This is a genomic window from Gelidibacter algens (genome assembly GCF_001678675.1).
Lineage (GTDB): Bacteria > Bacteroidota > Bacteroidia > Flavobacteriales > Flavobacteriaceae > Gelidibacter > Gelidibacter algens.
The window spans coordinates 1-24674 of sequence record NZ_LZRN01000031.1 but is presented as its reverse complement, the minus strand read 5'-3'; the positions used below and the strand labels follow the sequence as shown (position 1 = coordinate 24674).

At 37.6% G+C, this 24674-nt stretch carries 19 protein-coding genes, 1 tRNA gene and 1 pseudogene; 15 read left to right on the top strand and 6 right to left on the bottom strand.

The annotated features are described in order from the left end of the window. Positions 1-60: 60 nt before the first annotated feature. The 6 genes from A9996_RS13655 to A9996_RS13635 form a co-directional block, all read right to left on the bottom strand. Positions 61-1239: an acyl-CoA dehydrogenase family protein gene (locus tag A9996_RS13655; protein WP_066436088.1), complete on the bottom strand. Its 1179-nt coding sequence runs from the start codon at positions 1237-1239 to the stop codon at positions 61-63. Between the two features lie 225 nt (positions 1240-1464). Further along, positions 1465-2028, bottom strand: coding sequence for an AI-2E family transporter (locus tag A9996_RS20860; protein ID WP_282955929.1), 564 nt, complete (start codon positions 2026-2028; stop codon positions 1465-1467). Beyond that, the gene (locus A9996_RS20855) at positions 1985-2497 is read right to left on the bottom strand and encodes an AI-2E family transporter (RefSeq protein WP_282955928.1); all 513 of its coding nucleotides are present in this window, start codon (positions 2495-2497) and stop codon (positions 1985-1987) included. Before A9996_RS20855 ends, A9996_RS20860 begins: the two co-directional genes overlap by 44 nt. 237 nt (positions 2498-2734) lie before the next feature. Next, the gene (locus A9996_RS13645) at positions 2735-3469 is read right to left on the bottom strand and encodes a tRNA1(Val) (adenine(37)-N6)-methyltransferase (RefSeq protein WP_066436087.1); all 735 of its coding nucleotides are present in this window, start codon (positions 3467-3469) and stop codon (positions 2735-2737) included. A 41-nt stretch (positions 3470-3510) separates the two neighbouring features. Then, on the bottom strand, positions 3511-4035 hold the full coding sequence (gene rimM / locus A9996_RS13640; protein WP_066436084.1) for a ribosome maturation factor RimM: 525 nt from the start codon (positions 4033-4035) through the stop codon (positions 3511-3513). A gap of 216 nt (positions 4036-4251) precedes the next feature. Next, the gene (locus A9996_RS13635) at positions 4252-4821 is read right to left on the bottom strand and encodes a 30S ribosomal protein S16 (protein ID WP_066436082.1); all 570 of its coding nucleotides are present in this window, start codon (positions 4819-4821) and stop codon (positions 4252-4254) included. 482 nt (positions 4822-5303) lie between these two features. Between A9996_RS13635 and A9996_RS13630 the strand changes: the two genes are divergently transcribed. The 15 genes and pseudogenes from A9996_RS13630 to A9996_RS13560 all read left to right on the top strand — a co-directional run bounded on the left by A9996_RS13630 (position 5304) and on the right by A9996_RS13560 (position 24551). Beyond that, positions 5304-5753 carry a ferritin-like domain-containing protein gene (locus tag A9996_RS13630; RefSeq protein ID WP_066436174.1) on the top strand — a complete coding sequence of 150 codons (450 nt, stop codon included), beginning with the start codon at positions 5304-5306 and terminating at the stop codon, positions 5751-5753. 354 nt (positions 5754-6107) lie between these two features. Then, positions 6108-10497, top strand: a pseudogene (gene dnaE / locus A9996_RS13625) (DNA polymerase III subunit alpha). A 294-nt stretch (positions 10498-10791) separates the two neighbouring features. Beyond that, the gene (trxA, locus tag A9996_RS13615; protein ID WP_066436077.1) at positions 10792-11109 is read left to right on the top strand and encodes a thioredoxin; all 318 of its coding nucleotides are present in this window, start codon (positions 10792-10794) and stop codon (positions 11107-11109) included. A 167-nt stretch (positions 11110-11276) separates the two neighbouring features. After that, on the top strand, positions 11277-11822 hold the full coding sequence (locus tag A9996_RS13610) for a ClpP family protease (RefSeq protein WP_211272657.1): 546 nt from the start codon (positions 11277-11279) through the stop codon (positions 11820-11822). Between the two features lie 113 nt (positions 11823-11935). Beyond that, positions 11936-12865, top strand: coding sequence for a DUF58 domain-containing protein (locus tag A9996_RS13605; protein WP_066436074.1), 930 nt, complete (start codon positions 11936-11938; stop codon positions 12863-12865). 80 nt (positions 12866-12945) lie between these two features. Beyond that, positions 12946-13019, top strand: a tRNA-Asp gene (locus tag A9996_RS13600). A gap of 462 nt (positions 13020-13481) precedes the next feature. After that, a complete protein-coding gene (locus A9996_RS13595) occupies positions 13482-16769 on the top strand; it encodes a sigma 54-interacting transcriptional regulator (protein WP_066436071.1) in 3288 nt (1095 codons plus the stop codon). 200 nt (positions 16770-16969) lie between these two features. Beyond that, positions 16970-17383 (top strand): DUF7793 family protein, encoded by a 414-nt coding sequence (locus A9996_RS13590; RefSeq protein WP_066436069.1) that lies wholly within the window; start codon positions 16970-16972, stop codon positions 17381-17383. After that, positions 17367-19235: a PAS domain-containing sensor histidine kinase gene (locus A9996_RS13585; RefSeq protein ID WP_066436067.1), complete on the top strand. Its 1869-nt coding sequence runs from the start codon at positions 17367-17369 to the stop codon at positions 19233-19235. Before A9996_RS13590 ends, A9996_RS13585 begins: the two co-directional genes overlap by 17 nt. Further along, positions 19225-19671: a response regulator gene (locus A9996_RS13580; RefSeq protein ID WP_066436065.1), complete on the top strand. Its 447-nt coding sequence runs from the start codon at positions 19225-19227 to the stop codon at positions 19669-19671. The genes A9996_RS13585 and A9996_RS13580 overlap by 11 nt, the downstream gene beginning before the upstream one ends. Before the next feature lie 32 nt (positions 19672-19703). Next, entirely contained in the window at positions 19704-21677 is a 1974-nt protein-coding gene (locus A9996_RS13575) for a T9SS sorting signal type C domain-containing protein (protein ID WP_066436063.1), read from the top strand. Between the two features lie 8 nt (positions 21678-21685). After that, positions 21686-23101 (top strand): hypothetical protein, encoded by a 1416-nt coding sequence (locus A9996_RS13570; protein WP_066436060.1) that lies wholly within the window; start codon positions 21686-21688, stop codon positions 23099-23101. Between the two features lie 193 nt (positions 23102-23294). Continuing rightward, positions 23295-23492 carry a T9SS sorting signal type C domain-containing protein gene (locus A9996_RS13565; RefSeq protein WP_066436057.1) on the top strand — a complete coding sequence of 66 codons (198 nt, stop codon included), beginning with the start codon at positions 23295-23297 and terminating at the stop codon, positions 23490-23492. An 8-nt stretch (positions 23493-23500) separates the two neighbouring features. Then, the gene (locus A9996_RS19925; protein ID WP_146608973.1) at positions 23501-23689 is read left to right on the top strand and encodes a hypothetical protein; all 189 of its coding nucleotides are present in this window, start codon (positions 23501-23503) and stop codon (positions 23687-23689) included. After that, on the top strand, positions 23676-24551 hold the full coding sequence (locus A9996_RS13560) for a hypothetical protein (protein ID WP_066436053.1): 876 nt from the start codon (positions 23676-23678) through the stop codon (positions 24549-24551). The genes A9996_RS19925 and A9996_RS13560 overlap by 14 nt, the downstream gene beginning before the upstream one ends. Positions 24552-24674 lie beyond the last annotated feature (123 nt).

Below are 24674 nucleotides of genomic sequence, written 5' to 3'. Positions count from 1 at the left end.
TTTTAAACTTTCGCGCCATAAATGCTGGCGGAATCAGATGCCTAAATGATCTTTAAGCTTTTACTTAAATGCATTCAAACCCGTGATGTCCAGTCCTGTTATCAACAAGTGGATGTCGTGTGTGCCCTCATAAGTAATTACACTTTCAAGATTCATGGAGTGGCGCATAATGCTATATTCTCCGGTTATTCCCATGCCTCCAAGCATTTGACGTGCTTCTCGCGCAACATTAATAGCCATATCCACATTATTGCGTTTTGCCATAGAGATTTGAGCTGTGGTCGCGGTGCCATTTTCTTTCATCACCCCAAGTCGCCAAGCCAACAGTTGTGCTTTAGTAATCTCGGTGATCATTTCAGCCAATTTCTTTTGCTGTAATTGGAATTGCCCTATGGGTTTCCCAAACTGCATCCGTTCTTTACTGTATCGTAATGCGGTGTCATAACAATCCATTGCAGCACCAATAGCGCCCCACGCAATACCATATCGTGCAGAATCTAAGCATCCGAGAGGTGCACCCAATCCTGATTTATTTGGTAATAAGTTTTCTTTAGGAACCTTAACGTTATCAAAAATAAGTTCTCCAGTTGATGAGGCTCTCAATGACCATTTATTATGGGTTTCTGGTGTGGTAAAACCTTCCATCCCGCGCTCTACAATTAATCCGTGGATGCGGCCTTCTTCACTTTTAGCCCAAACTACGGCTACTTGACAAAAAGGAGCATTGGAAATCCACATTTTTGCACCATTTAAAAGATAATGGTCTCCCATGTCCTTAAAATTGGTAGTCATGCCTGCGGGATTAGAACCATGATCAGGCTCTGTAAGTCCAAAACTTCCCATCCATTCGCCACTTGCCAGTTTTGGTAAGTATTTTTGGCGTTGTTCTTCGTTGCCGTATTTCCAGATAGGATACATCACTAAGGAAGATTGCACAGACGCGGTACTTCTTACGCCCGAATCGCCACGCTCAATTTCCTGCATAATCAATCCGTAAGAAATTTGATCCAGACCAGCACCACCATATTCGACCGGAATGTAAGGACCAAAAGCACCAATTTCAGCAAGTCCACCAATGATTTGTTTTGGGAATTCTGCCTTTTGGGCATACTCCTCAATTATTGGAGAAACTTCACGTTTAACCCACTCTCTCGCGGCATCACGCACCAAAAGGTGTTCGTCAGTTAATAACTCGTCAATATTGTAATAATCTGGTGCTTGGAATAAATCTGGTTTCATTACTCTGGATTTAATTTTTAATGAGTTGCAAAGATAACGAAATCGTTTTCAGATAACAATTTAATGATTGGTATTTAGAAATCGGCTTTTGTTAGTATGGTAGAAAAAATCTGAAACTACATCGATGTTTTATATCAAAAATATCCTAGATTGTGCTATAGTTGAACGCCTTATAAAAATAGAGTAGCACGAAAACAGCAAAAAATAGGATTTTATGTTGGACCATTAATCCCCTTTTTTTAATAAATAGGCATAGTGTTCCATGTTTTTGGTATGTTCAAAAATAACTTTTAAAATACCAATGAGTGGCAGAGCAATGATGGCACCCACAATACCCCATAAGGAGGAAAACAAAATGATACCAAAAATGGTCATGAACGGATTCAAATTGATTTCATCACCTATGATCCAAGGCGTCAACAAATAATTCTCTATTATTTGGGCTGCACTCACAACTCCAATAACTATTAACGCTGGTGTAGTTCCTGAGTATAAATAAGAGAGAATAACGGCTACGCCACCACCAATAATATTTCCAACATAAGGTATTATTGAAAAGAGTGCTGCAAATAGCGCTAAAAACAAGGCATAAGGAACGGAACTAAGGGAGAACCCCAAGTAGTAGATAACAAAAAGGAAGAGCATAATTTTTCCTTTTCCCACAAAATATCTTCTAGTTACTACTGCCGAATTTTTTAATAGAGATCCAATGGCAACATCATTTGAGGAAAGTTTGAAAAAGAAATTAATGAAGCGCTGTTTTTGCATCAAAAGAAAAATGACGTACACAAAAATAATAAAGGATTGTGATAGTAAGCTTAGTAGGGAAGATAAAAAAGAGCTTGCAAAATAATTCAGCCTTTTGAACCATGTTTTTGTTGTTATCAATATAATTTTTATAGTTCCAACTCAGCTCTTGGTTCGCCCATTGCGATAATCCATTTAATTTCTCGGTAAGTTTTTCTTTTATAGTAGGCCAGTCATCGGCCATCGCGTTTACTTGTGAACTTATGAGCCAAGAGAGTAGAAAAAAGAATATTATCATCACAATTAGAGACAAGGTGATGGAAAGCCAATTGGGGAGTCCCATTTTTTTTAGCTTTCGAGTGGGGATGTCAAGTAAAATGGCAATAATAGCCGCAACCAGCAAAGGCATGATCAAGTTTTTTCCAAAATAGAAAAGTGCTAAACTACCTCCCACTATTAAAAATGTCTTTATTAAATTAATACCTGAAATATCTATTTTAGGAGTGCTCAAATTGGTGTATTTAAAAAGTTTGATAGTTTAAAATTAAGTCAAATTTTGGTAATAGGTGAATTATTGCGTTGAAAAGTCCGTTGTCAATTCCTAAACCGATTTGTGATTCTGAAATGGTCTAAACGCAACGTTCCAGAAAGCGAGCCAAAATTGGATTAAAGTTTTTTAAATAGTCATTATTTAGTTTTAGCTTTCACCATATCATTACTTTGAGATAACTGGGTTTGTAATGCTTGATTACATTTTGAGATAAAAGTCTTGGGTCAATTTTATATAATCATCGGTGTATTGGTGTCGGGCCGTTTCAATAATAAGTTCTTTAGGATCCACAGTTGTTTCCTGAAATGAAAACTCAATTAAACTGCGTTTAATATCTGATTTTGGGGTTCCCTTAACTCTTAAAATCCGTTTAGGAAACAGATTTTCTTTGGATGCCAATACTATAAAATCCTTTTCTTCTGAAAATGGAATAACTACAGAGAATGTGCCTTTTTCAGAAAGTAGTTTTGCAACACTTTCAATGAGGTGTCGGAATGGCATTGCATCAACAAATCGTGCCATAGCCCGTTGCTCATTGTCGCTTTTGTAGGTATCTGAGTGAAACGGTGGATTTGATATAATCACGTCATAAGTATCATCCATTCCTGATTCTTCATCATTGAGATCCTCAACAAATTCATCTAAAGCGGCATGATAGCAAAAAAGCCGATCTCCCCACGGCGAGTGTTCAAAATTATCTACACATTGCTCATAGGCAGCGTCATCAATTTCAATGGCATCAATAAGTTCAGCGTTACTGCGCTGTGCCATCATTAAAGCTAAAACCCCAGTTCCGGCACCAATATCCAAAATAGCATCCGGATGGTTGTCCAACGATGTCCAAGCCCCTAACAAAACTGAGTCCGTACCTATTTTCATGGCACATCGGTCTTGATTTACAGTAAATTGTTTGAATTTAAATAATTTTTCCATAGGAGTGAAGTCCTTCCCTTTGGGAAGGATTTAGGATGGGATTACAAATAAAGCTCAATAAGTCCTTCAGGGGTCTCTACCAAAATAAGTTTTTTATTTTTATCCACCTTTTTGATAAAGGCATCATTCATCGGAATCAGTATTTCAATCCCGTCTCGATCAATTTCAAAAAGCGCTTGGGCGGTAGAATCGTTAATTGACTTTACAATGCCCACCTTGCCAAAATTGACATCTTCTACTGTAAATCCGATAATTTCGTGAAAATAGAATTTGTCATCATCAAGTTTTGGAAGAAATTCCAATGGCAAATACAAATCTGATTTTAAAAGCGCATCGGCATCCGCCTCAGTATCGACATCTTCAAATTTGATGCGCAGCAATTCAGATTTGTGCAATTGTGACGATTCAATAAAAAACGGGACCAGATTGTTGCGGAGGTCTACAAAAACAGAGGTCATGTCTTCATAAATTTCCGGTTCATCCGTGTCTAGTTTTATTAACAATTCTCCCTTAAAACTGTATTTTTTTACAATTTTTCCAACGTAGAAGCAGTCTTTCTTTAGCATCGATTCTATATTTTCTTTACACTTAAATTTAATGAATATAATTAGTTTCAGCTAAAGTGCTAAAATTTCAGTCATTTAGTTTTGAGATACTGCCATAGTGCGGGATCTACAAAGAATCCTTATGAGATTCCTTTTTCAAGGGGATGTGCAAAACCATTTTGCACAAAAAACTCCGATAGGTCATATCGGAGTTTAAAAGTATAAAAAATAAATTCTTTATTCTTCTGTTTTTGTTTCAGCATCATCTGCTGGAGCTTCTTCAGTAGTCGCTTCAACGTCTGTGGCCTCTTCAGCAGGAGCATTTGCAGCAGCTTCAGCGGCTTCTGCATCAGCAATTACCTTTGCAGCATCAGCTTCACGTTTAGCATTTACTTCTTTTTCAGCTTCAAGCGCTTTCGCTTTAGCATCAGCATCAGCTTTTGCTAAACCTTCTTTTTTGGAGTCAACTTTATTTGCTTTTTCATCCATCCAAGCTGTAAATTTCTCTTCAGCTTGCTCTTCTGTTAAAGCACCTTTTCTGACACCACCTGCAAGATGGTTTTTCAACATGGCACCTTTATAAGACAAAATTGCTCTTGCCGTATCTGTAGGTTGTGCACCATTTTGAAGCCATTTAACAGCACCATCAACATCTAATTCAATAGTTGCTGGATTTGTAGTTGGATTGTAAGCCCCTAGTTTTTCTAAGAATTTACCATCTCTTTTTGATCGTGCATCAGATGCAACAATCCAGAAATAAGGTTTTCCTTTTTTCCCGTGTCTTTGTAATCTAATTTTAACTGACATAAAAAATTAATTAGTGAGGTTCGCGACCTCTATTATTAATAAGTGGGCAAAGATACTATAAATATTTAAGTGTTGAATATTTTATTCTAAAATAGCGCGTGTTTTAATTGACATTCAACTGTTGTTAAGTAATGGGTTTTAAATGAACTCAATGAATAGATTGGTTGATTGCAGTGTTTGTATTGAAGGGGACCGGAAATGATGTTGAGTTTAATTGCTCCGCAATGCAGGTATGAACAAAATATAATTTGACGCACCACTCAATTTATAGCATTGTTTAATTTATAGCATTGTTTAATGAAAATTGAAGAGATCAGTAACAAGCATATTAAGCGGCGCCTACTTTCACATCAAACCCCATAATTCTGTTAAAAACGTTAAATACATAGATTTTTCCTACAATTTTTGGTATATTAAAAGTGGATGTGAAACAATACGCATCTTTAAAAAACCTATTGAAATTTAAATTGACAGAAAGATATATGAAGTATTCAGAAAAAATTTCGAATAAATTAAATGAATTATTAATCAAAAATTATGATGCCGAGAAAGGGTATCTCAATTCTATAGATAATGTGGATAGTGACCGATTAAAAATGTTTTTCAAACGAAGAGCCTCAGAACGAAGCGAATTTGCTAAAGAACTACGAACTGAAATCCTGCAATATGGAGAAACTCCAGAGGATTCAGGAAGTTTTAAGGGGTCGATGCATAGAAACTGGATGACGCTTAAATCAACCTTTTCTTCAAATGATGAAGAAGCAGTTTTGGAGGAAGCGATTAGAGGTGAGAAATCAAGTTTGGAAATCTACAATGATTTAATAAAAGAGAGAGACTTGCCACCATCCATTGACGCTTTGTTGGTAAAACATAAAAATGCTATTCAGTCAGCAATAAATACTGAAATGATGAAAGAAGAAATAGTATCCTAATGTTATGATACTTTAATAAGGAAGCGCAACCAGAAATGGTTGCGTTTTTTATTTGAAACTGTTTATAACTTTCCTTTTATAAAAGCGTTAATTATATGTAATTTTAAAAACTTTTCTGTGGAAAAAAAACCCATTTAAATTATTTGAAATTCAGTGGTTTATATTAATTTCAGGAGCTATTGAATGGAATCTATTAAAATCTTAATTGCATTTTGCTTGGATTTCCAATAGGTGGCGTCGTGTTTCAATCACTATGAATTCGAACTGTAAGATAAAATAGGATTTTACTACAAAGAAAAGTTAGCAGCGACTAATCTTAACAGCCCCTTCTGGGAATTTAAAAGGACCTTTTACATGTATTTAATCTTCGATACCGAAACCACAGGATTGCCAAAGCGTTGGGACGCACCCATCACTGATACTGACAATTGGCCAAGGTGTATCCAAATTGCATGGCAATTGCATGATGCAATGGGCAACTGTATCGAGCATCAGGATTATTTGGTAAAACCTGAAGGCTTCAACATCCCTTATGATGCTGAGAAAATTCATGGTATTTCTACGGAGCTTGCCCAACAACAAGGCATCCCCTTAGCGGAAGTTTTGGAGAAATTCAATATAGCCCTAGCGAAAACCAAATTTGTGGTGGGACAAAATGTTGGTTTTGACCTGAACATTATGGGTGCAGAATTCCATCGTGAACATGTTGCCAACACTTTGCAGGAACTTCCAGTTTTAGACACCTGTACAGAGCATACGGCAAGTTTATGCCAACTTCCTGGAGGTCGTTATGGTAAATTCAAACTACCTACTTTAACGGAGTTGCACGAATTTCTTTTCCATCAACCCTTTGCCGAAGCTCATAATGCCACTGCCGATGTTGAGGCTACAACCCGTTGTTTCTTGGAATTGGTAAGACTTGAGAAATACTCGGAGGAACAGCTGGGTGCGCCATCTGATTATTTTGAGAACTTTAAAAAGCTAAATCCGGCAACGATTCAGCTGATCGGATTACAACATATCAATCTCAAAGCTGAAAGCGCAAAAATCAAGAAGCAGATTCAAGCCTTACAAGAATCTGCGGAGCCTTCCAAAACGGAAATTGCCCAGAATATTAAGGAGCTAAAAGAAGTTGAGTTTGTCCATTTGCACAATCACTCTCAGTTTTCCGTATTACAGTCCACCATCAGCGTTCCTGATTTGGTAGCTGCTGCAGCAAAACAAAACATGCCTGCAGTAGCGCTTACAGACCATGCCAACATGATGGGCGCCTTTCATTTTGTAAAAGCTGTCGGCAATCATAATAGAATTGTTGAAGCTAAAAATAAGGCCGCAGAAGAGCGTGGTGAAACACCTACAGAAAAAATTATCAAACCTTATTTTGGGTTGTGAGTTTTTTGTGTGCGAAGATCATAAAGATAAAAGTAGAAAGGATAACGGGTATCAAATTGTGCTCTTGGCCAAAAATAAAAAAGGCTACCATAATTTGGCTAAATTATCTTCTCACGCCTTTGTGAATGGATTTTACTATTTGCCACGGATCGATAAAAAGTTGATTCAAGAATATAAGGAAGACCTTATTGTTTTAACAGGAAATCTCTATGGTGAAGTGCCTAGTAAGGTCCTTAATGTTGGTGAAAATCAAGCGGAAGAAGCTTTGCTTTGGTGGAAAGCTGAGTTTGGAGACGATTTATATATAGAGTTGATGCGCCACAATCAAGAAGATGAAAATCGTGTCAATCGTGTTTTGGTAGACTTTGCAAGGCGGCATGACATTAAGATGGTCGCTACCAACAACACCTATTATTGCAAAAAGGAAGATGCCAATGCGCATGATATTTTGCTTTGTGTAAAAGATGGTGAAAAGCAAGCTACACCAATAGGGCGCGGCAGAGGTTATCGTTACGGTATGCCAAACCAGGAGTATTACTTTAAGACGTCAGAGGAGATGAAAAAAATCTTCAAAGACATTCCTGAAGCCATTTCCAATATCCAGGAAGTGGTAGATAAGGTAGAAGCTTATGAGTTGGCAAGAGATGTTTTATTGCCAGCCTTTGGAATTCCTGACGAGTTTAAGCACGAAGAAGATCTTGTTGATAAAGGCAAACGTGGTGAAAATGCCTATTTGCGCCATTTAACTTATGAAGGTGCTACAAAGCGCTACGCGGAACTTACTGACGACATCAAAGAGCGTATCGATTTTGAGTTGAGCGTTATTGAAAATACGGGATATCCAGGGTACTTCCTAATTGTTGAAGATTTCATCAGGGAAGCACGACATATGGATGTGTCTGTAGGTCCCGGACGTGGTTCGGCTGCAGGATCTGTGGTAGCCTATTGTTTAAAGATAACCAATATTGATCCACTCAAATACAATTTACTTTTTGAGCGTTTCTTAAATCCGGATCGTGTCAGTATGCCTGATATTGATATTGATTTTGATGATGAAGGCCGAAGCCGGGTGATGGATTATGTGATCAAAAAATACGGTAGCAATCAGGTAGCGCAAATTATTACTTATGGAACGATGGCCGCCAAATCCTCCATTCGAGATACAGCTAGGGTTTTGGATTTGCCACTTTTTGATGCGGACAGAATTGCGAAGTTGATTCCGACCATGTCCAAATTGGCCAAAATATTTGGATATGATGAAAAGCAACTCAGTAAAGCTTTTAGATCTGAAGATTTAGAAAAAGTCAATGAACTGCTCAATATTGCTGAAGGCTCTGGGCTGGAATCTGAAACCGTTAATTTGGCGCGGATGCTGGAAGGATCCGTGAGGAATACCGGAATTCATGCGTGTGGTGTCATCATTACGCCAGACGATATTACCAAGTTTGTTCCTGTGGCTACAGCAAAGGATTCTGATTTGTATGTGACCCAGTTTGATAACTCTGTAGTGGAGGACGCGGGCTTACTGAAAATGGATTTCTTGGGATTAAAAACTTTGACATTGATAAAGGATACGGTAAAAATCGTCAAAGCAAAGCACGATATTTTGCTCGATCCTGATACGTTTCCTTTAGACGATGATCTGACTTATGAGCTGTTCCAAAAAGGTGAAACCGTAGGCGTGTTCCAATATGAATCTTCTGGGATGCAAAAACACCTCAAGGAATTAAAGCCTACCGTTTTTGAAGATTTGATTGCAATGAACGCCTTGTACCGGCCGGGACCAATGGAGTACATTCCAAGTTTTACCAGGCGGAAACATGGCGATGAGGACATTGATTATGATCTTCCTGCCATGGAAGAATATCTTAAGGAAACTTACGGTATTACGGTTTACCAAGAACAGGTGATGCTGCTGTCACAAAAATTGGCAGGTTTTACCAAAGGTGAGGCAGACGTTTTGCGTAAGGCGATGGGTAAAAAACAAATTGCGGTTTTGGATAAGATGAAACCACAATTTATCACCCAAGCGGCAGCCAATGGTCATGATGCTCAAAAGTTAGAGAAAATTTGGAAAGACTGGGAGGCCTTTGCGAGTTATGCGTTTAACAAATCGCACTCTACCTGTTATGCTTGGATTGCCTATCAGACTGCCTATTTAAAAGCACATTACCCTGCAGAATATATGGCTGCGGTATTGAGCAATAACATGAATGATATCAAACAGGTCACCTTCTTTATGGAGGAATGTAAGCGGATGAAATTGAATGTGCTTGGGCCTGATGTCAACGAATCTTATTATAAGTTTTCTGTAAATAAGGATTATGCAGTGCGTTTTGGAATGGGCGCCATAAAAGGCGTGGGGCAAGGTGCCGTTATGACTATTGTGGAACACCGCAAAAAAGACGGCCATTTCAAATCTATTTTTGATTTTGCAAAACGTATTGACTTAAGGGCGGCCAATAAAAAAGCCTTTGAAAACCTTGCCTTGGCTGGCGGATTTGATTGTTTTACCAATACCCATCGTGCGCAATATTTTCAGGATGAAGGCGATGGTATTACCTTTTTGGAAAAGGCCATCAAGTATGGTAATAAACATCAGGAAAATGAAAACTCATCCCAGGTCAGTTTGTTTGGTGATGCCAGTGATGTTCAAATTGCGGAGCCTTTAGTGCCGCCTTGTGAAGAGTGGGGCACCATGGAAAAATTGGCTCAAGAACGGGAAGTGGTCGGAATTTATATTTCTGGACACCCGCTGGACGATTTTAAAATTGAGATGAAAACCTTCTGCAATGCCGCGTTGGCACTTTTCTCAAATCTTGAGCCTTATGTAAATAGAGAATTGACTTTTGGAGGAGTGGTTACAGATGTGCAACACCGCGTAAGTAAACAAGGAAAGGGCTGGGCCATGTTTACGATTGAAGATTATACGGACAGTTTTGAATTTCGGATTTTTGGAGAAGAATATCTAAGGTTTAGGCATTTTCTGGTAAAAAGTTCGTTCGTTTATGTGAAGGTTTATGTAAAGGAAGGGTGGATTAACAAGGAAACGGGTAAGAAAAGTGAACCAAGATTGCAGTTTACGAGTTTTCAATTATTACATGATGTGATGGATACGTATGCAAAAAAATTGTCCATTCAATTGGAAATAAAAGACCTAAAAGAAAGTAAGATTAAAGCGCTTGAAGAGGTCTTGAAAATGCACGAAGGAAACCACGCTCTTAATTTTGTGGTTTATGACACTGAAGAAAAGTTGAAATTGCACATGCCAAGTAGAAAGCAAAAAGTAAGGATTTCGCAAGAACTGCTTGATGAATTGAATAATCAGGATGTGTATTATAAGTTGAATTAGTTTGTATAGGTTTTGTATAATGACTTGGAATTATTTTATTGATATGTAAATGAGTGTCACTACTGTTGCGCAAGGAATTGCAGTGGCATCCCTTTTGTTGTTTTTACAACAAAAAGACCCGCCTGAACGGACGGGCAGGTATAACGGAAAGCCCGGTTTATGCGCCCAAAAAGGTATCATAACCACCACACATCCAACGATAACCAAAACAAATGTTAAGCGTACAAGGATTGCTAAAATTTTTGATTAATTTTGTCAATCAAACTGAAGTAAAACAATTAAAGTATAGAAACTATGGCATTAGAAATAACAGATGCAAACTTTGAAGAATTGGTTTTAAAGAGTGATAAACCAGTAATGGTAGATTTTTGGGCAGCGTGGTGTGGACCTTGCAGAATGGTAGGCCCGATCATTGACCAAATTAGTCAGGATTATGAAGGTAAAGCTGTAGTTGGAAAAGTGGACGTTGATGCAAATCAGGAATTTGCTGCCAAATATGGTGTGCGTAACATCCCTACGGTATTGGTGTTCCAAAACGGAGAAGTTGTTGGAAGACAAGTTGGTGTAGCTCCTAAAAATGCTTATACTGATGCTATTGACGGACTTTTATAAGTCGATAATAGATAGAATGAATACATTTACCACTAAAGCGCTCTTAAATGTGAATTAGTTGCGAGATGTTATCATCTGTTATCTAAAAACATAATGTTCAGATAAAAATGATAAAGGTTTGCTGTAATGGTAAACCTTTTTTTAATTTAGATAAAAAATTTAAAATAATGAGTGAGAAGTTAAAAATACAGGATGCCATTGACAGCAAATTGATAGGTGAGCGTAAAGTGTTCCTTTGGGGACAAGTGGATGATAAATCTGCCAAACATGTGATTGACCGTTTGATGTATTTGGATGCTTTAGAGACCAAAGACATCCATTTATATATCAATAGTCCGGGAGGTTATGTGACCTCTGGATTTGCTATTTATGATTGCATGAGGTCTTTAAAAAGTGAGGTATCCACTATTTGTACAGGATTTGCGGCATCTATGGGTTCCATTTTGTTGTCAGCAGGAGAAAAGGGTAAGCGGTTTATACAGCCTCACGCCCGCGTCATGATACATCAACCAAGTGGGGGTGCACGTGGACCAGCAAGTGATATTGAAATCACAGCTCAAGAAATTCTTAAAACTAAAGAGTTGAGCGCTCGCCTATTGGCTGAAAACTGTGGTCAGACTATGGAAAAGATCATGAAAGACTTTAACCGTGACCATTGGATGGGTGCTGAGGAATCAGTGGAATATGGGATTGTGGATGAAATAATCCGATAAAATCCCCTATCCCACGAAGGGGGAATTTGATTCTTACAATTTTTCAAAATTATAAATTAATAACATTATATGTCGCAACAATTCCTCCCCTTTGGGGAGGTTAGGAGGGGACTATGGATTTACAGCAAGAACTCAATAAAACAGGTGGTTTTAAAAACCTCGAACTCCTCGCCAAACAAGTGGTGGAAGGGTTTATTGCTGGCATGCATAAGAGTCCGTTTCATGGGTTTTCAGCAGAATTTGCAGAGCATAAAATTTACAATCAGGGCGAAAGCACAAAGCATATTGATTGGAAGTTGTATGCCAAAACTGATAAGTTGTTTACCAAGCGTTATGATGAGGAAACCAATTTGCGCTGCCATTTGATTATTGATAATAGCAGCTCCATGCATTATCCCGAAATGAAGACGTTTTCACTTGATCACTTGAATAAAATTGCGTTTTCAGCTTTGGCTTCAGCAAGTTTGATGCACATTCTTAAAAAGCAACGTGATGCGGTTGGGATGAGTATTTATAGTGATGCTTATGAGTATTATGCTCCTGAAAAAGGAAGTGAGCGCCACCATCAAATGTTATTGGGCGAATTGAGCAAAACCGTGGTTTCAAGACCCTTAAACAAACAGACGGATACCTATACCTATTTACATCAAATTGCAGAAAAACTTCATAGGAGGTCATTGATTTTTTTCTTTACGGATATGTTTCAAACGTCCGCTGACGACACCAAATTGTTTGAGGCGCTTAGGCATTTAAAGCATAAAAAGCATGAAGTCGTTTTATTTCACGTCTTTGATAAAGAAAAGGAATTAGCCTTTGATTTTGAGAACACACCAAAACGGTTTGTAGATGTTGAGACGGGGGCACATATCAATCTGTACCCAGAAACGATGAAAGACGCTTATGAAAAGGCCGTGGGTTCTTATTTTGATGATCTACGGCTTAAATGTGGCCAGTATCAAATTAAATATGTTGAGGCCGATATTACAAAGGATTTTGATAAAATCCTGACAACCTACATGGTAGAACGCGGGAAATTTAAGTAAGTAATTATTTTCTAAAAAATGGCATAAAATATTTGCGATATTAAAAATGGAGTGTATATTTGCACTCGCATTAACGCAACGGTCTGGTAGTTCAGTTGGTTAGAATGCCGCCCTGTCACGGCGGAGGTCGCGGGTTCGAGTCCCGTCCAGACCGCAATAATGCTAAGAAGCTCTAAAGAAATTTGGAGCTTTTTTTGGCGCTTTAAAGAAGTTGTGTTGTTTTACCTGAATGAAAGTTTGGGTAAACGTAGTGATACCAGAGCAATTTGGTATTCCGATGAGAAGCTTTCCTTTTCTGTTTTTAACAGAATCGGGATGCTTTTTTGTTTTAGGGTGGTTTTGAAATTTTCGAGTACCATTAAATAGTGTGTTTAATTCATCTGAATGAACGTTAAGATAAACGCAGTGATACCCCTTCCATCTGTCATTATCAGGAGAGTTTTTTTTACTTTCTAAAACACCCCATTTATAAAATAATCTTTCGGTCCATTTTTCATATTCAAAATAAATTACTATCTTAAAACGGCTAAGTATGGCATTAAGACCGTATATGTGATCATGCTAAGATATTTTATGATTGCCAAAAACTCCCTAAGCTCTTCTTAAATTCATTACTATGAGTCGCTCCAAAAAAAATGACAATCTTTCATCTTTAAATATATTTCCCTTCTGTGAAGGTATCTATCCAACAATTTTCCATAATAACCCGGCACCTCAATGGCTCTTCGACAGCAATGACAAGAAAATTATTGATGTCAATGAGGCTTGGGAGAAATTTACAGGATATACAAAAAAAGAAGTTGTTGGGCATTCTTTAGAAGCCCTAGATCTTTTTTCATTTAACGGAGAAGATGCCATAACTGAAGAATTGACTGAAAAACAATTATTGAAATATCAGGAACTGGAAGTTAAAACAAAGGCTGGAGAAGTTACGTATGGCTTAGCGACTTTTCAGTCGATTGAATTTGAGAAGGACACATATATTATTTCTACAATTTTAGATATCAGCGATTTAAAAAAAGTACAAAATGAGCTCTGTGTCGCCAATAATTTCTCTGATCGTTTACTAAATAGTATGACTGAGGCTATAGTGGTATTGGACATCAACTTCTGCTGTGTCAAAGTCAATAACGCGTATTGCAAGATGACGGGATTTGAAGAAAAAGATATTGTGGGTACTAAAGTGCCATTTCCACATTGGGCACCTGAGCACTATGATACCATTAAAGACTACATACAACGTGGTTTAAAGGAGGGCTTTAGTAGAGAACAGCTGACCATGGTAAAGGCCAATGGCGATAGATTTGAAGTGGCCATTGCTTCTACAAAAATAACCGATCACAATAATAAAACTATTGGATATTTTTCAACCGCTGTTGACATCTCAGAACGGCTGAGGTATCAGAAAGAGCTTCAAGAAAAGTCCAAAAAATCTGTAGAAAGAAAAGACGCAATTTTAAACTTGATGGGCCTCATCGGCAGAGATTTCAACGCAACACTTGAAAAAGTGATGTCAATTTCCGCCAAGGTTATGGAAGTAAAAAGAGTAAGTATTTGGCAGTTCAATAAAGATGAATCCGCAATACATTGTTTAAATGCCTATCATCTGGATACTAATAATTACGAAAATGACAAGCCAATCTATACCGAAGATTATCCTAATTACTTTAAAACGCTTTATAATAAAAGCACGATAAGGGTTGATAGGGCATGGGATAGTAATTTGTCTGAAGAATTTGTTAACGAGTATCTGAAACCTGCAGGCATATCTTCTTTATTGGATGCCTTCATTAAAGGTACGGATAGTCTATTTGGAGTCATTTGTTTTGAACATATCGGTAGCCCGAGAAAATGGACAGATGAAGAAGAGGAGTTTGCAACCATGATTGCCAGTATTGTATCTTTGGCAGTAGAAAACTCTGAACGTAAAAAGATCGAAAACAAACTGCTCATAGAAAAGGAATTTTCTGATGAGCTGGTGGGTTCTCTGGTAGAAGGGCTGTCGGTTGTGAGTTTAGAGAAAAAAATCATCCGGGTCAATAAGGCACTCTGTGAAATGACAGGGTTTACGGAACAAGAGTTGCTTGGAGATAAATTACCATTTAAATATTGGCCACCAGAGTGCTATGAAGAAATAGTCCATGCTTTTAGTGACACCTATATAGCGACAAGCAATGTGAGGGAACTGACCCTGATGCGAAAAAATGGGGAACGTTTTCCTGTTGCCCTGGCATTCTCAACCATTAAAGATAAAAATGGCGACACCAAGGCATACTTTGCTACAATTAGTGACATCACCAATAGAATAAATGAAGAGGAAGCCTTAAAACACCGTATCCAGATTTCACAAAAGAGAAAAGAGATCATCTCTGAATTGGTGGGTATGATGGGTCAAGATTATGACGCTACCATAAAGCATATCGTGCGGCTATCTTCTGAAGCTTTAAATGCCAATTACGTGAGAGTTTGGAAATTTAAAGATGACGGCAATCAATTGGCAAGCAAGGTTTTTTATGATGCTAAAAAAGGGATTTTGGTGAAGGAAGATCTGACACTGAACAGATCAGATTTTCCAGAATATTTTGGGGTATTTGATACTAAATCTGTTTTAAAAAACTGCGACATAGATATGCACCCAACAAAAGAACGCTACGCAAAAATTGCCCACTCACCAGAACAAAAAGCCTCATGTGTTGATGCCGTTATTTATGGTAAGAGTATGAATTATGGCTTGCTGAGTTTTGAAAGTCATGGTAAGAAACATCTGTTTACTGATGAAGAAGAAAACTTTGCGGCTTCAGTAGCCACAATTATATCTTTGATGATAGAGAGTAAGGAGCGTATGGCGGCCGAAACTCAGCTCATCAATACTAATGAAAAGTTGCAAGCCGTTAATATTGAATTGAAAGCACTAAAGAAAGAATTAGAGCGCGAAAACAGTTATTTACGAGAAGAGATCGGTTTGGTTTTCAATTATGAAGAAATGGTTTATGGCAGTAAAGCGTTCAGTCAAGTACTTACTGATGTTGAGAGCGTTGCTGCCACAAATGCAACCGTATTATTGCTAGGCGAATCAGGGACGGGGAAAGAGTTGTTGGCAAGGGCGATACACAATATTAGCGCAAGAAAAAATAAGCCATTAATAAAAGTGAATTGTGCTGCCATCCCCAGAGAGTTAATTGAAAGTGAATTGTTCGGTCATAAAAAAGGAGCATTTACAGGAGCCATTAGTGACAAGTTGGGAAAGTTTCAATTGGCAGATGGAGGCACCCTGTTTTTAGATGAGATTGGCGAATTGCCTTTGGAGATGCAGCCAAAACTATTGAGAGCCATTCAAGAATCTGAAATTGAACAGGTGGGTGGAACTAAAACTCAAAAGGTAGATATCAGGATTATAGCAGCTACAAACAGAGATCTTGAAAAGGCAATAAAAGAAAAAAGCTTCCGTGAAGACCTCTATTTTAGGATTAACGTTTTTCCCATCACCGTTCCGCCCTTGCGCGAGCGTATTGAAGATATTCCAATTTTAATTGAGCATTTCGTCAATAAATACACCAAATTATACAATAAGAAAATCACCTACATTTCTGATGCCACCAAGAGCAACTTACAGTCCTACAACTGGCCAGGAAATGTAAGGGAACTTGAAAATCTTGTGGAAAGGGCGGTCATTCTCTCCAATGATGAAAAACTGGTGATCCCCAACTTCAAATCGTCGTCAAAAGAATCGTTAATTTCTTCTACAGTGCTCTCTCTTGAAGACGTGCAAAGAATTCATATAAAAAAGGTGCTAACAGAATGCCATTGGAAAATTGATGGAGAAGAGGGCGCAGCAGAATTATTGCAGATGAAGCCCAGTACATTGCGAGACCGAATGAAAAAATTAGGTCTTGAAAAACCGTGATGGTCACGGTATACCGTGGAAGTGTATTTCATCGGCTTTTTAATACGGTATACCGTGTTTCTTGACTGTTCGTGTAATTACTTATAGAAATTTTATCGCGCTAGTATTCAGTTCGTTATCATTTTTTTGAAGCATCTGTTTTGGTTTTGGCATATATGTTGGCAGTAAGTTTTTCCCAAATACACCAAAATTGACATAGCATGGAAACAAATGTTCTCAATCAATTTGAAAGTTCAAAACTTTCGATTGAAAATGGTATATTATTTTGTACACTTAACCATACGGATTGTTATTTATCAGAAAGTCGGATACTTACCTATTTATCCAAAATTGAGGAAATAACCAAAGGGGAACCTGTGCCTTTTGTTATAGACGTTCGGAAATTTGTTGGAAACTTCTCTCCAACAGCTGCAAAACTATTTGCAGATAGCCCAATTTTGAAAACTATTATTTCTCAAGTCTTTATTGCAGATACCTTAAACGGAAAACTTCTTATAAGTTCCTATAGTAGACTTTTTGGTAACAATGCAAACATTAGAATTTTTAATCAAATGGAGGCGGCTTTAGCGTATTGTGTGGAATCTCAAAATCTATTCTATGCTGACAAAGGTTAATAAGGAAGTCTCGAATCTTCACGATAAAGATGTGCTGGCATCTGTGAGAACTAATTATATCACCGTCATTTTAGATGGCGACGGGATCATAATTGACTCCAATGCTCTCTTTTTAAAACTTTTTCGGGCGTCATATAGTGGTAATGTACTGCAATCTAGCCAATTGTTGAAGTCTTTAGTGAATTCCAGAGCGCTTTATTGGGAAATTTGTAAGACCATGCAGGCAGGATTAAAGTGGAAGGGTGTACTAGTTCACAAAGGTTTAAGAAATAGAAACTATCGTTTAGAAACTTCTATTACACCTGTTAAGGACGTACTCGGCAATGTTGTTAAATACGTGGCAATCAGTAATAACATATCTGATTATTATTGTAAAGAAATTAACAATAATTCCGTTTATAACTCTGACAAACAATTGCTAGAAAGCATCGCCAAAGATGCATTGTTTATAACAAAACACGGAAAGATCTTTAACACCTCCCAGAGCATTTTAAATAATACGTCTGACCGCATTATCGGGTCTTATGTTTATGATTTTATAAACCCTGCAAATCATGAGTATCTCAGCAAGCAAATACACAAAGTTTTTGCGGAAGGGAAAGTCAGTACTTACCAGTCCATAGGATTGACTTTTAAAGGGGGCCAGACATTTATTGTGACAAAAATAAGGCCTGTTTTTAATCTCCAAAATGAAGTCATTTATGCCACGTTAAAATCAAAGAAGCATAAAGATGGGCTCAAGGTCAATAAGGCCCTCAAGGCTATAGAAACAAAATACACCAACATATTCCATTCTATAAATGTGGGGATTATAGTGGTAGCCAACAGTCAAGGAAACATTATAGAGTGGAACAAAGGGGCAGAAAAGGCATTTGGATATACTGATACTGAAATTATTGGTGAGCATTTAACAGTCATAATTTCAAAGAAGCATGTGGATACTGGCGTTGAGGAGCTCAGAAAAGCAAAAGACAGGTTGGATAATGATTTATCTGGTGCAAGTATCGAGATGATAGGGCTAAAAAAGTCTGGAGAAGAATTTCCGGTAGATCTTACCATGAGCCATTGGGAAAATGGAAAGGAACGTTTTTATTGTGCCATCATGCTTGATGTTTCCAAACGAAAAAAATTAGAGGATAAATTAAGAAAAACAACCAAAGATTTGGAGCTGTTTTTATACCGATCGGCCCACGACTTAAAAGCACCTTTAACATCTGCTGAAGGCCTGCTGCTCCTTTTAAAGGACGAGAAAATAAATGAAAAAGCTTCAGTATTGGTCAACATGATAGATGAAACCTTAGGAATAGGCCGGTCGTTGCTGGATGATCTGGCTTTTGCTTCGATCATTTCAGAAAAAAGTAGAGAGATTACCCCTATAGTATTTGAAGATAAGATTACTGATGCCATGAGTGCCGTACAGGAAATGGAAAATTTTGAAGGCATAAATTTTCAGATTGATGTGCAGCAAACAACAAATTTTCATTTCAATCAAGAACTTATGGATTGCGTTTTTCAAAATCTGCTACGCAATGCCGTAGGTTTTGCAAAACCCAAAACCAGCAACGCAACTTCTTACGTAAGTGTAACTGTAGTAGCTGCAGATAAGGAAGTTAAAATAATTGTATCAGACAATGGGATCGGCATTGATAGTGCGCATCTTGATAAAGTGTTTGATCTCTATTTCAGAGTGTGCAATCAAAACTCTAATGGCACAGGACTCGGACTTTATATGTTAAAGAGAATTGCTGAAGTTTTTCAGGGTAAAGTTTCAGTTACAAGTGAGCTCAACCAAGGCGCTTCCTTTGAAGTGATATTACCAAACCTAAAAGAAGAAAACCAAAATGATGATTAAAAACGTGATGCTCATTGACGATAATAAAATTGATGTGTATGTCAGTCAAAAAGTCATTGAAAAATATGATCCTAATGTGAAAACGAGAGCTTTTAATAACGCTGTTTTGGCGCTTAGCTTTTTTAAACTCTTGGAGGCAAATAACAACATCAAGTCTTTGTCTCTACCAGAGATTATTCTGCTTGATGTCAATATGCCAGAAATGAACGGCTTTAATTTTTTCAAAGAGTTTAAAGAATTAAAAGTTATTAAAGATCACAAGATCGCGGTGTACATGCTGTCGTCCTCCATATGTCCGGACGATATCATTAAGGCACAAAAAGAAACCCATTGTTCAGGCTATATCATAAAACCTTTGACATTGGAAAAGCTTAAAAAATTTATTCATGAACCCGAAGACACTGAACATCCCCAACAGTTCAAAAAGATTATCTAAACCTTAACCTAAATTTTAACCAAATCTCCCATATGAACCTAAAAACTACGCTTTCACTCTTTTTCATCTTTTGCTTTTGCTTTTTGGCAAAGTCGCAAATTGTAAATAAGGGGGTACTTAAAATTGGATCAGGTACCATCGTTTCTTTCCAAGATGAATACACAAATGCCACCACTGGAAACCATGTGAGTGATGGCAATTTTTATTTAAACAACAATTTTATCAATCATGGTCTAACCAGTGCCAGCGCCGGAACAACGTATTTTAAAAGTGCAACCAATAGTGTGCTGGCCATAACAGGCGATAGCCAAAAGGTCAACTTTTATAATTTAGAGATTGATGTCACCGCGCCCAGTAAGAAAGGCGTCTCAGTGGCCGATGAATTTAGATTGGAGGTAGCCAATGCGCTTCTTTTTAAAAGTGGCGATTTGAGAATGGTTGGCAACTCTCAGCTGATTCAAGTACATGCTGGGGCGAATAAAAACACCGTTGTTTCTGGAAAATTATTGATTGACCAGCAGGGCACGAGCTCTCCTTATCAATATGATTATTGGTCGTCACCAGTAAATAATGGCGGTACTTTTTCAATTGGAGGAGGGAAATTTGATGGGTCTGATGCCGCAATTAATCCTTTCAACCCCACAGCAATCCAAGTTGGCTCTGGGAGTCCTTACAATGGCTTGCCTTCCACGATTGATGTGCCAGGTAATGTTATTGAAGCGTTAACTGTCAACAAACGCTGGCTTTACCAATATGCGAAAGGATCGGGTGCCTATTCAGAGTGGATAGCCTTAAATGCTTCTAGTGCTTTGATGCCAGGGGAAGGGTATACCATGAAAGGCCCCGATGCGGTAACCTCAGATCAGAACTATGTTTTTTATGGCGCTCCAAACAGCGGAGATTACAACTTTCCAATTACTGCAGGAGAGAATATTTTATTGGGCAATCCCTATCCTTCTGATTTTAATGCAGAAAGTTTTATAAGCGATAATCTTTCTGTTTTGGATGTCCTTTATTTTTGGGTTGATGGCGGCACCACGTCGCATTACTTGTCCGACTATTTTGGAGGTTACGCCACAAAAAACCTAACAGGTGGCACGGTGCCTTCTGTAGCCTCTCCCCTTATTGCCGGTGTTGGCACGGCGGGTAACATCACAGCGCCCACTAGATATGTGCCTATTGGCAAAGCTTTTTTCATTGAGGCCAAAGGTACAGGAACTATTAATTTTAAAAATACCCAGCGTGTTTTTGAGGTTGAAAATGCAAAAGCCTCACAAAAAAATGCAGAACAGTCACTAGAAAATTCAAAGGTTCTAAATGATGCCAATCAGTACATCAGGGTTGGATATAGAAATCCCGAAGGCTTCCACCGTCAGCTGTTATTGGGATTTTTACCCAATACTACGGCAGACTTAAATCATAACGCAGGTTATGATGCCATTCAATTTAGAACACGAGCCGATGACATGTTTTTTGTGATTGAAGGCAACGCGACCAAACGTTATACCATTCAGGGTGTCAATAGGTTTTCAGAAGCTATGGAATTCCCGATAGGGTTGATCATTTCAGAAACCGGGACACACCAACTCATGATAGATGCACAGGAAAATTTTTCTGACACTGTTTATTTAAAAGACAATGTGTTAAACGTTACCCATAACCTCACCGAATCTAAATTCGATATTAGCCTTCCATTGGGAGAGCACCTCAATAGATATTCTTTAGTATTCCAGCCCGCTGGTACCTTAGCTACAGCAACCCCTGATTTGGAGAACACAGTGGTGTTTTATAATGGTAACAACCAAATTGTGGTAACAAAACCAAGTCATTTAGAAGTCAAAAGCATTGACATCTATAATGTAGTTGGACAGCATATTTTAACCATCTCAGAAAACCTAAACAATCAGAGCAACATCAGCATTCCCTTTAATAAAAGTCAAGGCGTTTACATTGTTGTTCTTAATACAGAAACCTCAAAAAAATCTACTAAAATCCTAAAATACTAATTATGAAAATGAAAAAACTACCCCTTATCACCATAAAGTTCATCGCTTTATTCTTATTGAGCACCACTGGTTACTCACAAGTGGGTATTGGAACTTTGGAGCCCAATGCATCAGCAATGTTGGATATAAATTCCACATCGAGAGGGATGCTAATTCCTAGAATGACTGAAATTCAAAGAAATGGCATATCCGAACCCGCGGAAGGATTACAGATTTATAATACCACCAACAATTCATCAGATATCTATAGCGATGGTGTTTGGAAATCTTTTTCGTTTTCTATAAACTCTAACCTTGTTTATGTTTATTCACTGACTGATTTACCAACCCCTGTTAGTGGTGGTATTACACTGGATGGAAATAAAATGTATGTTTTTTCAGGTATGGTTAACATTGGTGTAAATTATATTAATATCAATGGGGCAGGACTTAGAGGTACTGACCCACAAAAAGATATGATAGTGTCTAACGTAAACGGTGCCGTGCTGAGAAGTACAAATAAGAATATATTCATTCAAGATTTAGCAATAGCACTTAATAGTGCTAGCACTAAGGCGTATGATGTTTCAGATAGCACAGGTACAATGTATTTCAACTCTTTCTCGGGGGCTTCGATAGTGGAACTTGTTGCATCAAAAGGAGTGGGTCAAATTTCTGGTTTTAAGGCAATTACCTTTGTTAAAAATTTGTGGAAAGTAAGCGATGGTGTAAAAGTAACTGGCAATGTAGGCAAATTTGCCGCTAGTTTGAACTTTATTGAAGGTATTGGTAGCAGCGGCTCTGGAATGGAATTTCTGTCTGGATTGACAGTTGATGATATTGATTTGTCAAATAATTATTTCATTTATGCTGGCGGTACAGGTATCACGGTAGCAGGTACTATAGATAGAGGGCGAATGACCACCAATATGTTTAGAGGTGTTACAACTCCTTTAAGCGGGATAGACTCTTACGCTCCTGGTTGGAGTATGCAGCAAAACACCAATATACCAGATTCAAGAGCGTTTAGTTTTATTTACTTTAATAGCAATACTGCACTGACATATTTTACAGGTGGAACGAATCTTTTTTTTAAAATAGCTGGGGCATCTACCATTGTTGACCAAAAGCGATTTACTGCAAGTGATAATAAAATTACATATAATGGCGTAGAACCTATGGTCGGCAAAGTTTCAGTAGTGATCAGTGCAAAAGCGCCAACTAATAACGCTGATTTTTCAATTGGTCTTGGTAAAAATGGAACTGCGCTTATTGCACCTGTATCTTCTATGGCGGCCGCTACAAATAATCAGTCTTTTCAAATTATTCTAAATACCGAAGTAAATTTGGTTGCTGGTGATTATCTGGAAGTTTTTATATCCAGAAATAATCTAAATACCTCATCAATTAGGGTAGATGAATTACAATTTAGAGTTACTGACTAAAACATTTGAGTTTATCATATAAGGCGTTGATAGAAATTTAAACTTTATGGAATTCCCAATAGACGTAACAATATCAAGCATCAAAAAGCATCAATTAATGATCAAAGAATAAGAGAACTTTAAAGATTCTATTTACATAAGCGCCACATATTTAGATAAGACATTGGTTTATTAAAATGGTAACAACCAAATTGTGGTAACAAAACCAAGTCATTTAGAAGTCAAAAGCATTGACATCTATAATGTAGTTGGACAGCATATTTTAACCATCTCAGAAAACCTAAACAATCAGAGCAACATCAGCATTCCCTTTAATAAAAGTCAAGGCGTTTACATTGTTGTTCTTAATAAAGAAACCTCAAAAAAATCTACTAAAATCCTAAAATACTAATTATGAAAATGAAAAAACTACCCCTTATCACCATAAAGTTCATCGCTTTATTCTTATTGAGCACCACTGGTTACTCACAAGTGGGTATCGGAACTTTGACTCCAGAAGCATCCGCCATGTTGGATGTAAAATCCACAACAAAAGGTATGCTAGCGCCTAGAATGAATACAACCCAGCGGCTATTTGACAGGGAGTGAAGCGCAAAATTTAATCCTCAGGGATTTAGTTATTGCCAGTTCAGCATCGGTTGGATCTATTTCTAATTATGGAATGGTGTTTATGAGTGTTGCACAATATGTAGGCAACACTACAGGAATCACTTTTGCAAACATCAAACAACTACTCATTAGTAATATAGGTTGGTTTGCTAATAATGCTGGAACCTATGAAACGTTTACTGGAACTTTTGACTTTATTCAAAAACAAGGCGGGTTTATGGTCATTGATGGTACAGCAAAAGGTATCGATGTAAGTTCCAATCCAACTGTAGCCAAGGCCGTATTATCTGGTGTTAGTTTTAGTGGAACTGGTACGCAGTACGTCAAAAGATATACTACAGGCTCTTATACAGGGTTTAACTTTAGTAATGTCTGGTCTGTAGATTCACCTGGTATCCCAAAGGAAATTGATAGTGAGGCTACTGGTAATTTATATTATGATAGCTCCACTATAATAACTCTTAGTATTACAACTCCATTCAAATTGCCAGTTAACACAAATGCTCTTAGGTTATTCCGCACTGCAGAGGGTACAGGTGTAAATAGTGAAAATCGGCTGATATATGAAGGAGAAGGCAGAAGAGCGATAAATGTTTTGGGTTCACTATCTTTTACTGCTACAGTTGGAAGTCGATATACCTTTTCGATCTATAAAAATGGTGCAAAGGTAGTTGGAAGCGATGTCATTGCTGATGTACTGCAAACCAACGCAAGACAGTCAGTATCAATTATTGGAACTGTAGATGTAGTTAAAAATGACTATATAGAGATATATGTCCAAAAAACAACCATTGGAACTGAACAGTTTTTAGTTACATCATATAATTTGATTGTCAATTAAATTTTTTTCAACGCAAGTCTTACAAACCTTCGTTGTACTATTTTATTACGCAATAAAAATTAACCGACCAAGAAAAATGTCGAGTAGATTAACGTTTTGTTTATTTACTCGACATTTTAATAT

Coding starts and splice junctions, on each gene's coding strand:
- A9996_RS13605 (WP_066436074.1), top strand. CDS start 11,936: ATGGATTTACAGCAAGAACTCAATAAAACAGGTGGTTTTAAAAACCTC.
- A9996_RS13610 (WP_211272657.1), top strand. CDS start 11,277: ATGAGTGAGAAGTTAAAAATACAGGATGCCATTGACAGCAAATTGATA.
- A9996_RS19925 (WP_146608973.1), top strand. CDS start 23,501: ATGAAAAAACTACCCCTTATCACCATAAAGTTCATCGCTTTATTCTTA.
- A9996_RS13595 (WP_066436071.1), top strand. CDS start 13,482: ATGAGTCGCTCCAAAAAAAATGACAATCTTTCATCTTTAAATATATTT.
- A9996_RS13575 (WP_066436063.1), top strand. CDS start 19,704: ATGAACCTAAAAACTACGCTTTCACTCTTTTTCATCTTTTGCTTTTGC.
- A9996_RS13590 (WP_066436069.1), top strand. CDS start 16,970: ATGGAAACAAATGTTCTCAATCAATTTGAAAGTTCAAAACTTTCGATT.
- A9996_RS13655 (WP_066436088.1), bottom strand. CDS start 1,239: ATGAAACCAGATTTATTCCAAGCACCAGATTATTACAATATTGACGAG.
- A9996_RS13645 (WP_066436087.1), bottom strand. CDS start 3,469: ATGGAAAAATTATTTAAATTCAAACAATTTACTGTAAATCAAGACCGA.
- A9996_RS13630 (WP_066436174.1), top strand. CDS start 5,304: ATGAAGTATTCAGAAAAAATTTCGAATAAATTAAATGAATTATTAATC.
- A9996_RS13580 (WP_066436065.1), top strand. CDS start 19,225: ATGATGATTAAAAACGTGATGCTCATTGACGATAATAAAATTGATGTG.
- trxA (WP_066436077.1), top strand. CDS start 10,792: ATGGCATTAGAAATAACAGATGCAAACTTTGAAGAATTGGTTTTAAAG.
- A9996_RS13635 (WP_066436082.1), bottom strand. CDS start 4,821: ATGTCAGTTAAAATTAGATTACAAAGACACGGGAAAAAAGGAAAACCT.
- A9996_RS13585 (WP_066436067.1), top strand. CDS start 17,367: ATGCTGACAAAGGTTAATAAGGAAGTCTCGAATCTTCACGATAAAGAT.
- rimM (WP_066436084.1), bottom strand. CDS start 4,035: ATGCTAAAGAAAGACTGCTTCTACGTTGGAAAAATTGTAAAAAAATAC.
- A9996_RS13570 (WP_066436060.1), top strand. CDS start 21,686: ATGAAAAAACTACCCCTTATCACCATAAAGTTCATCGCTTTATTCTTA.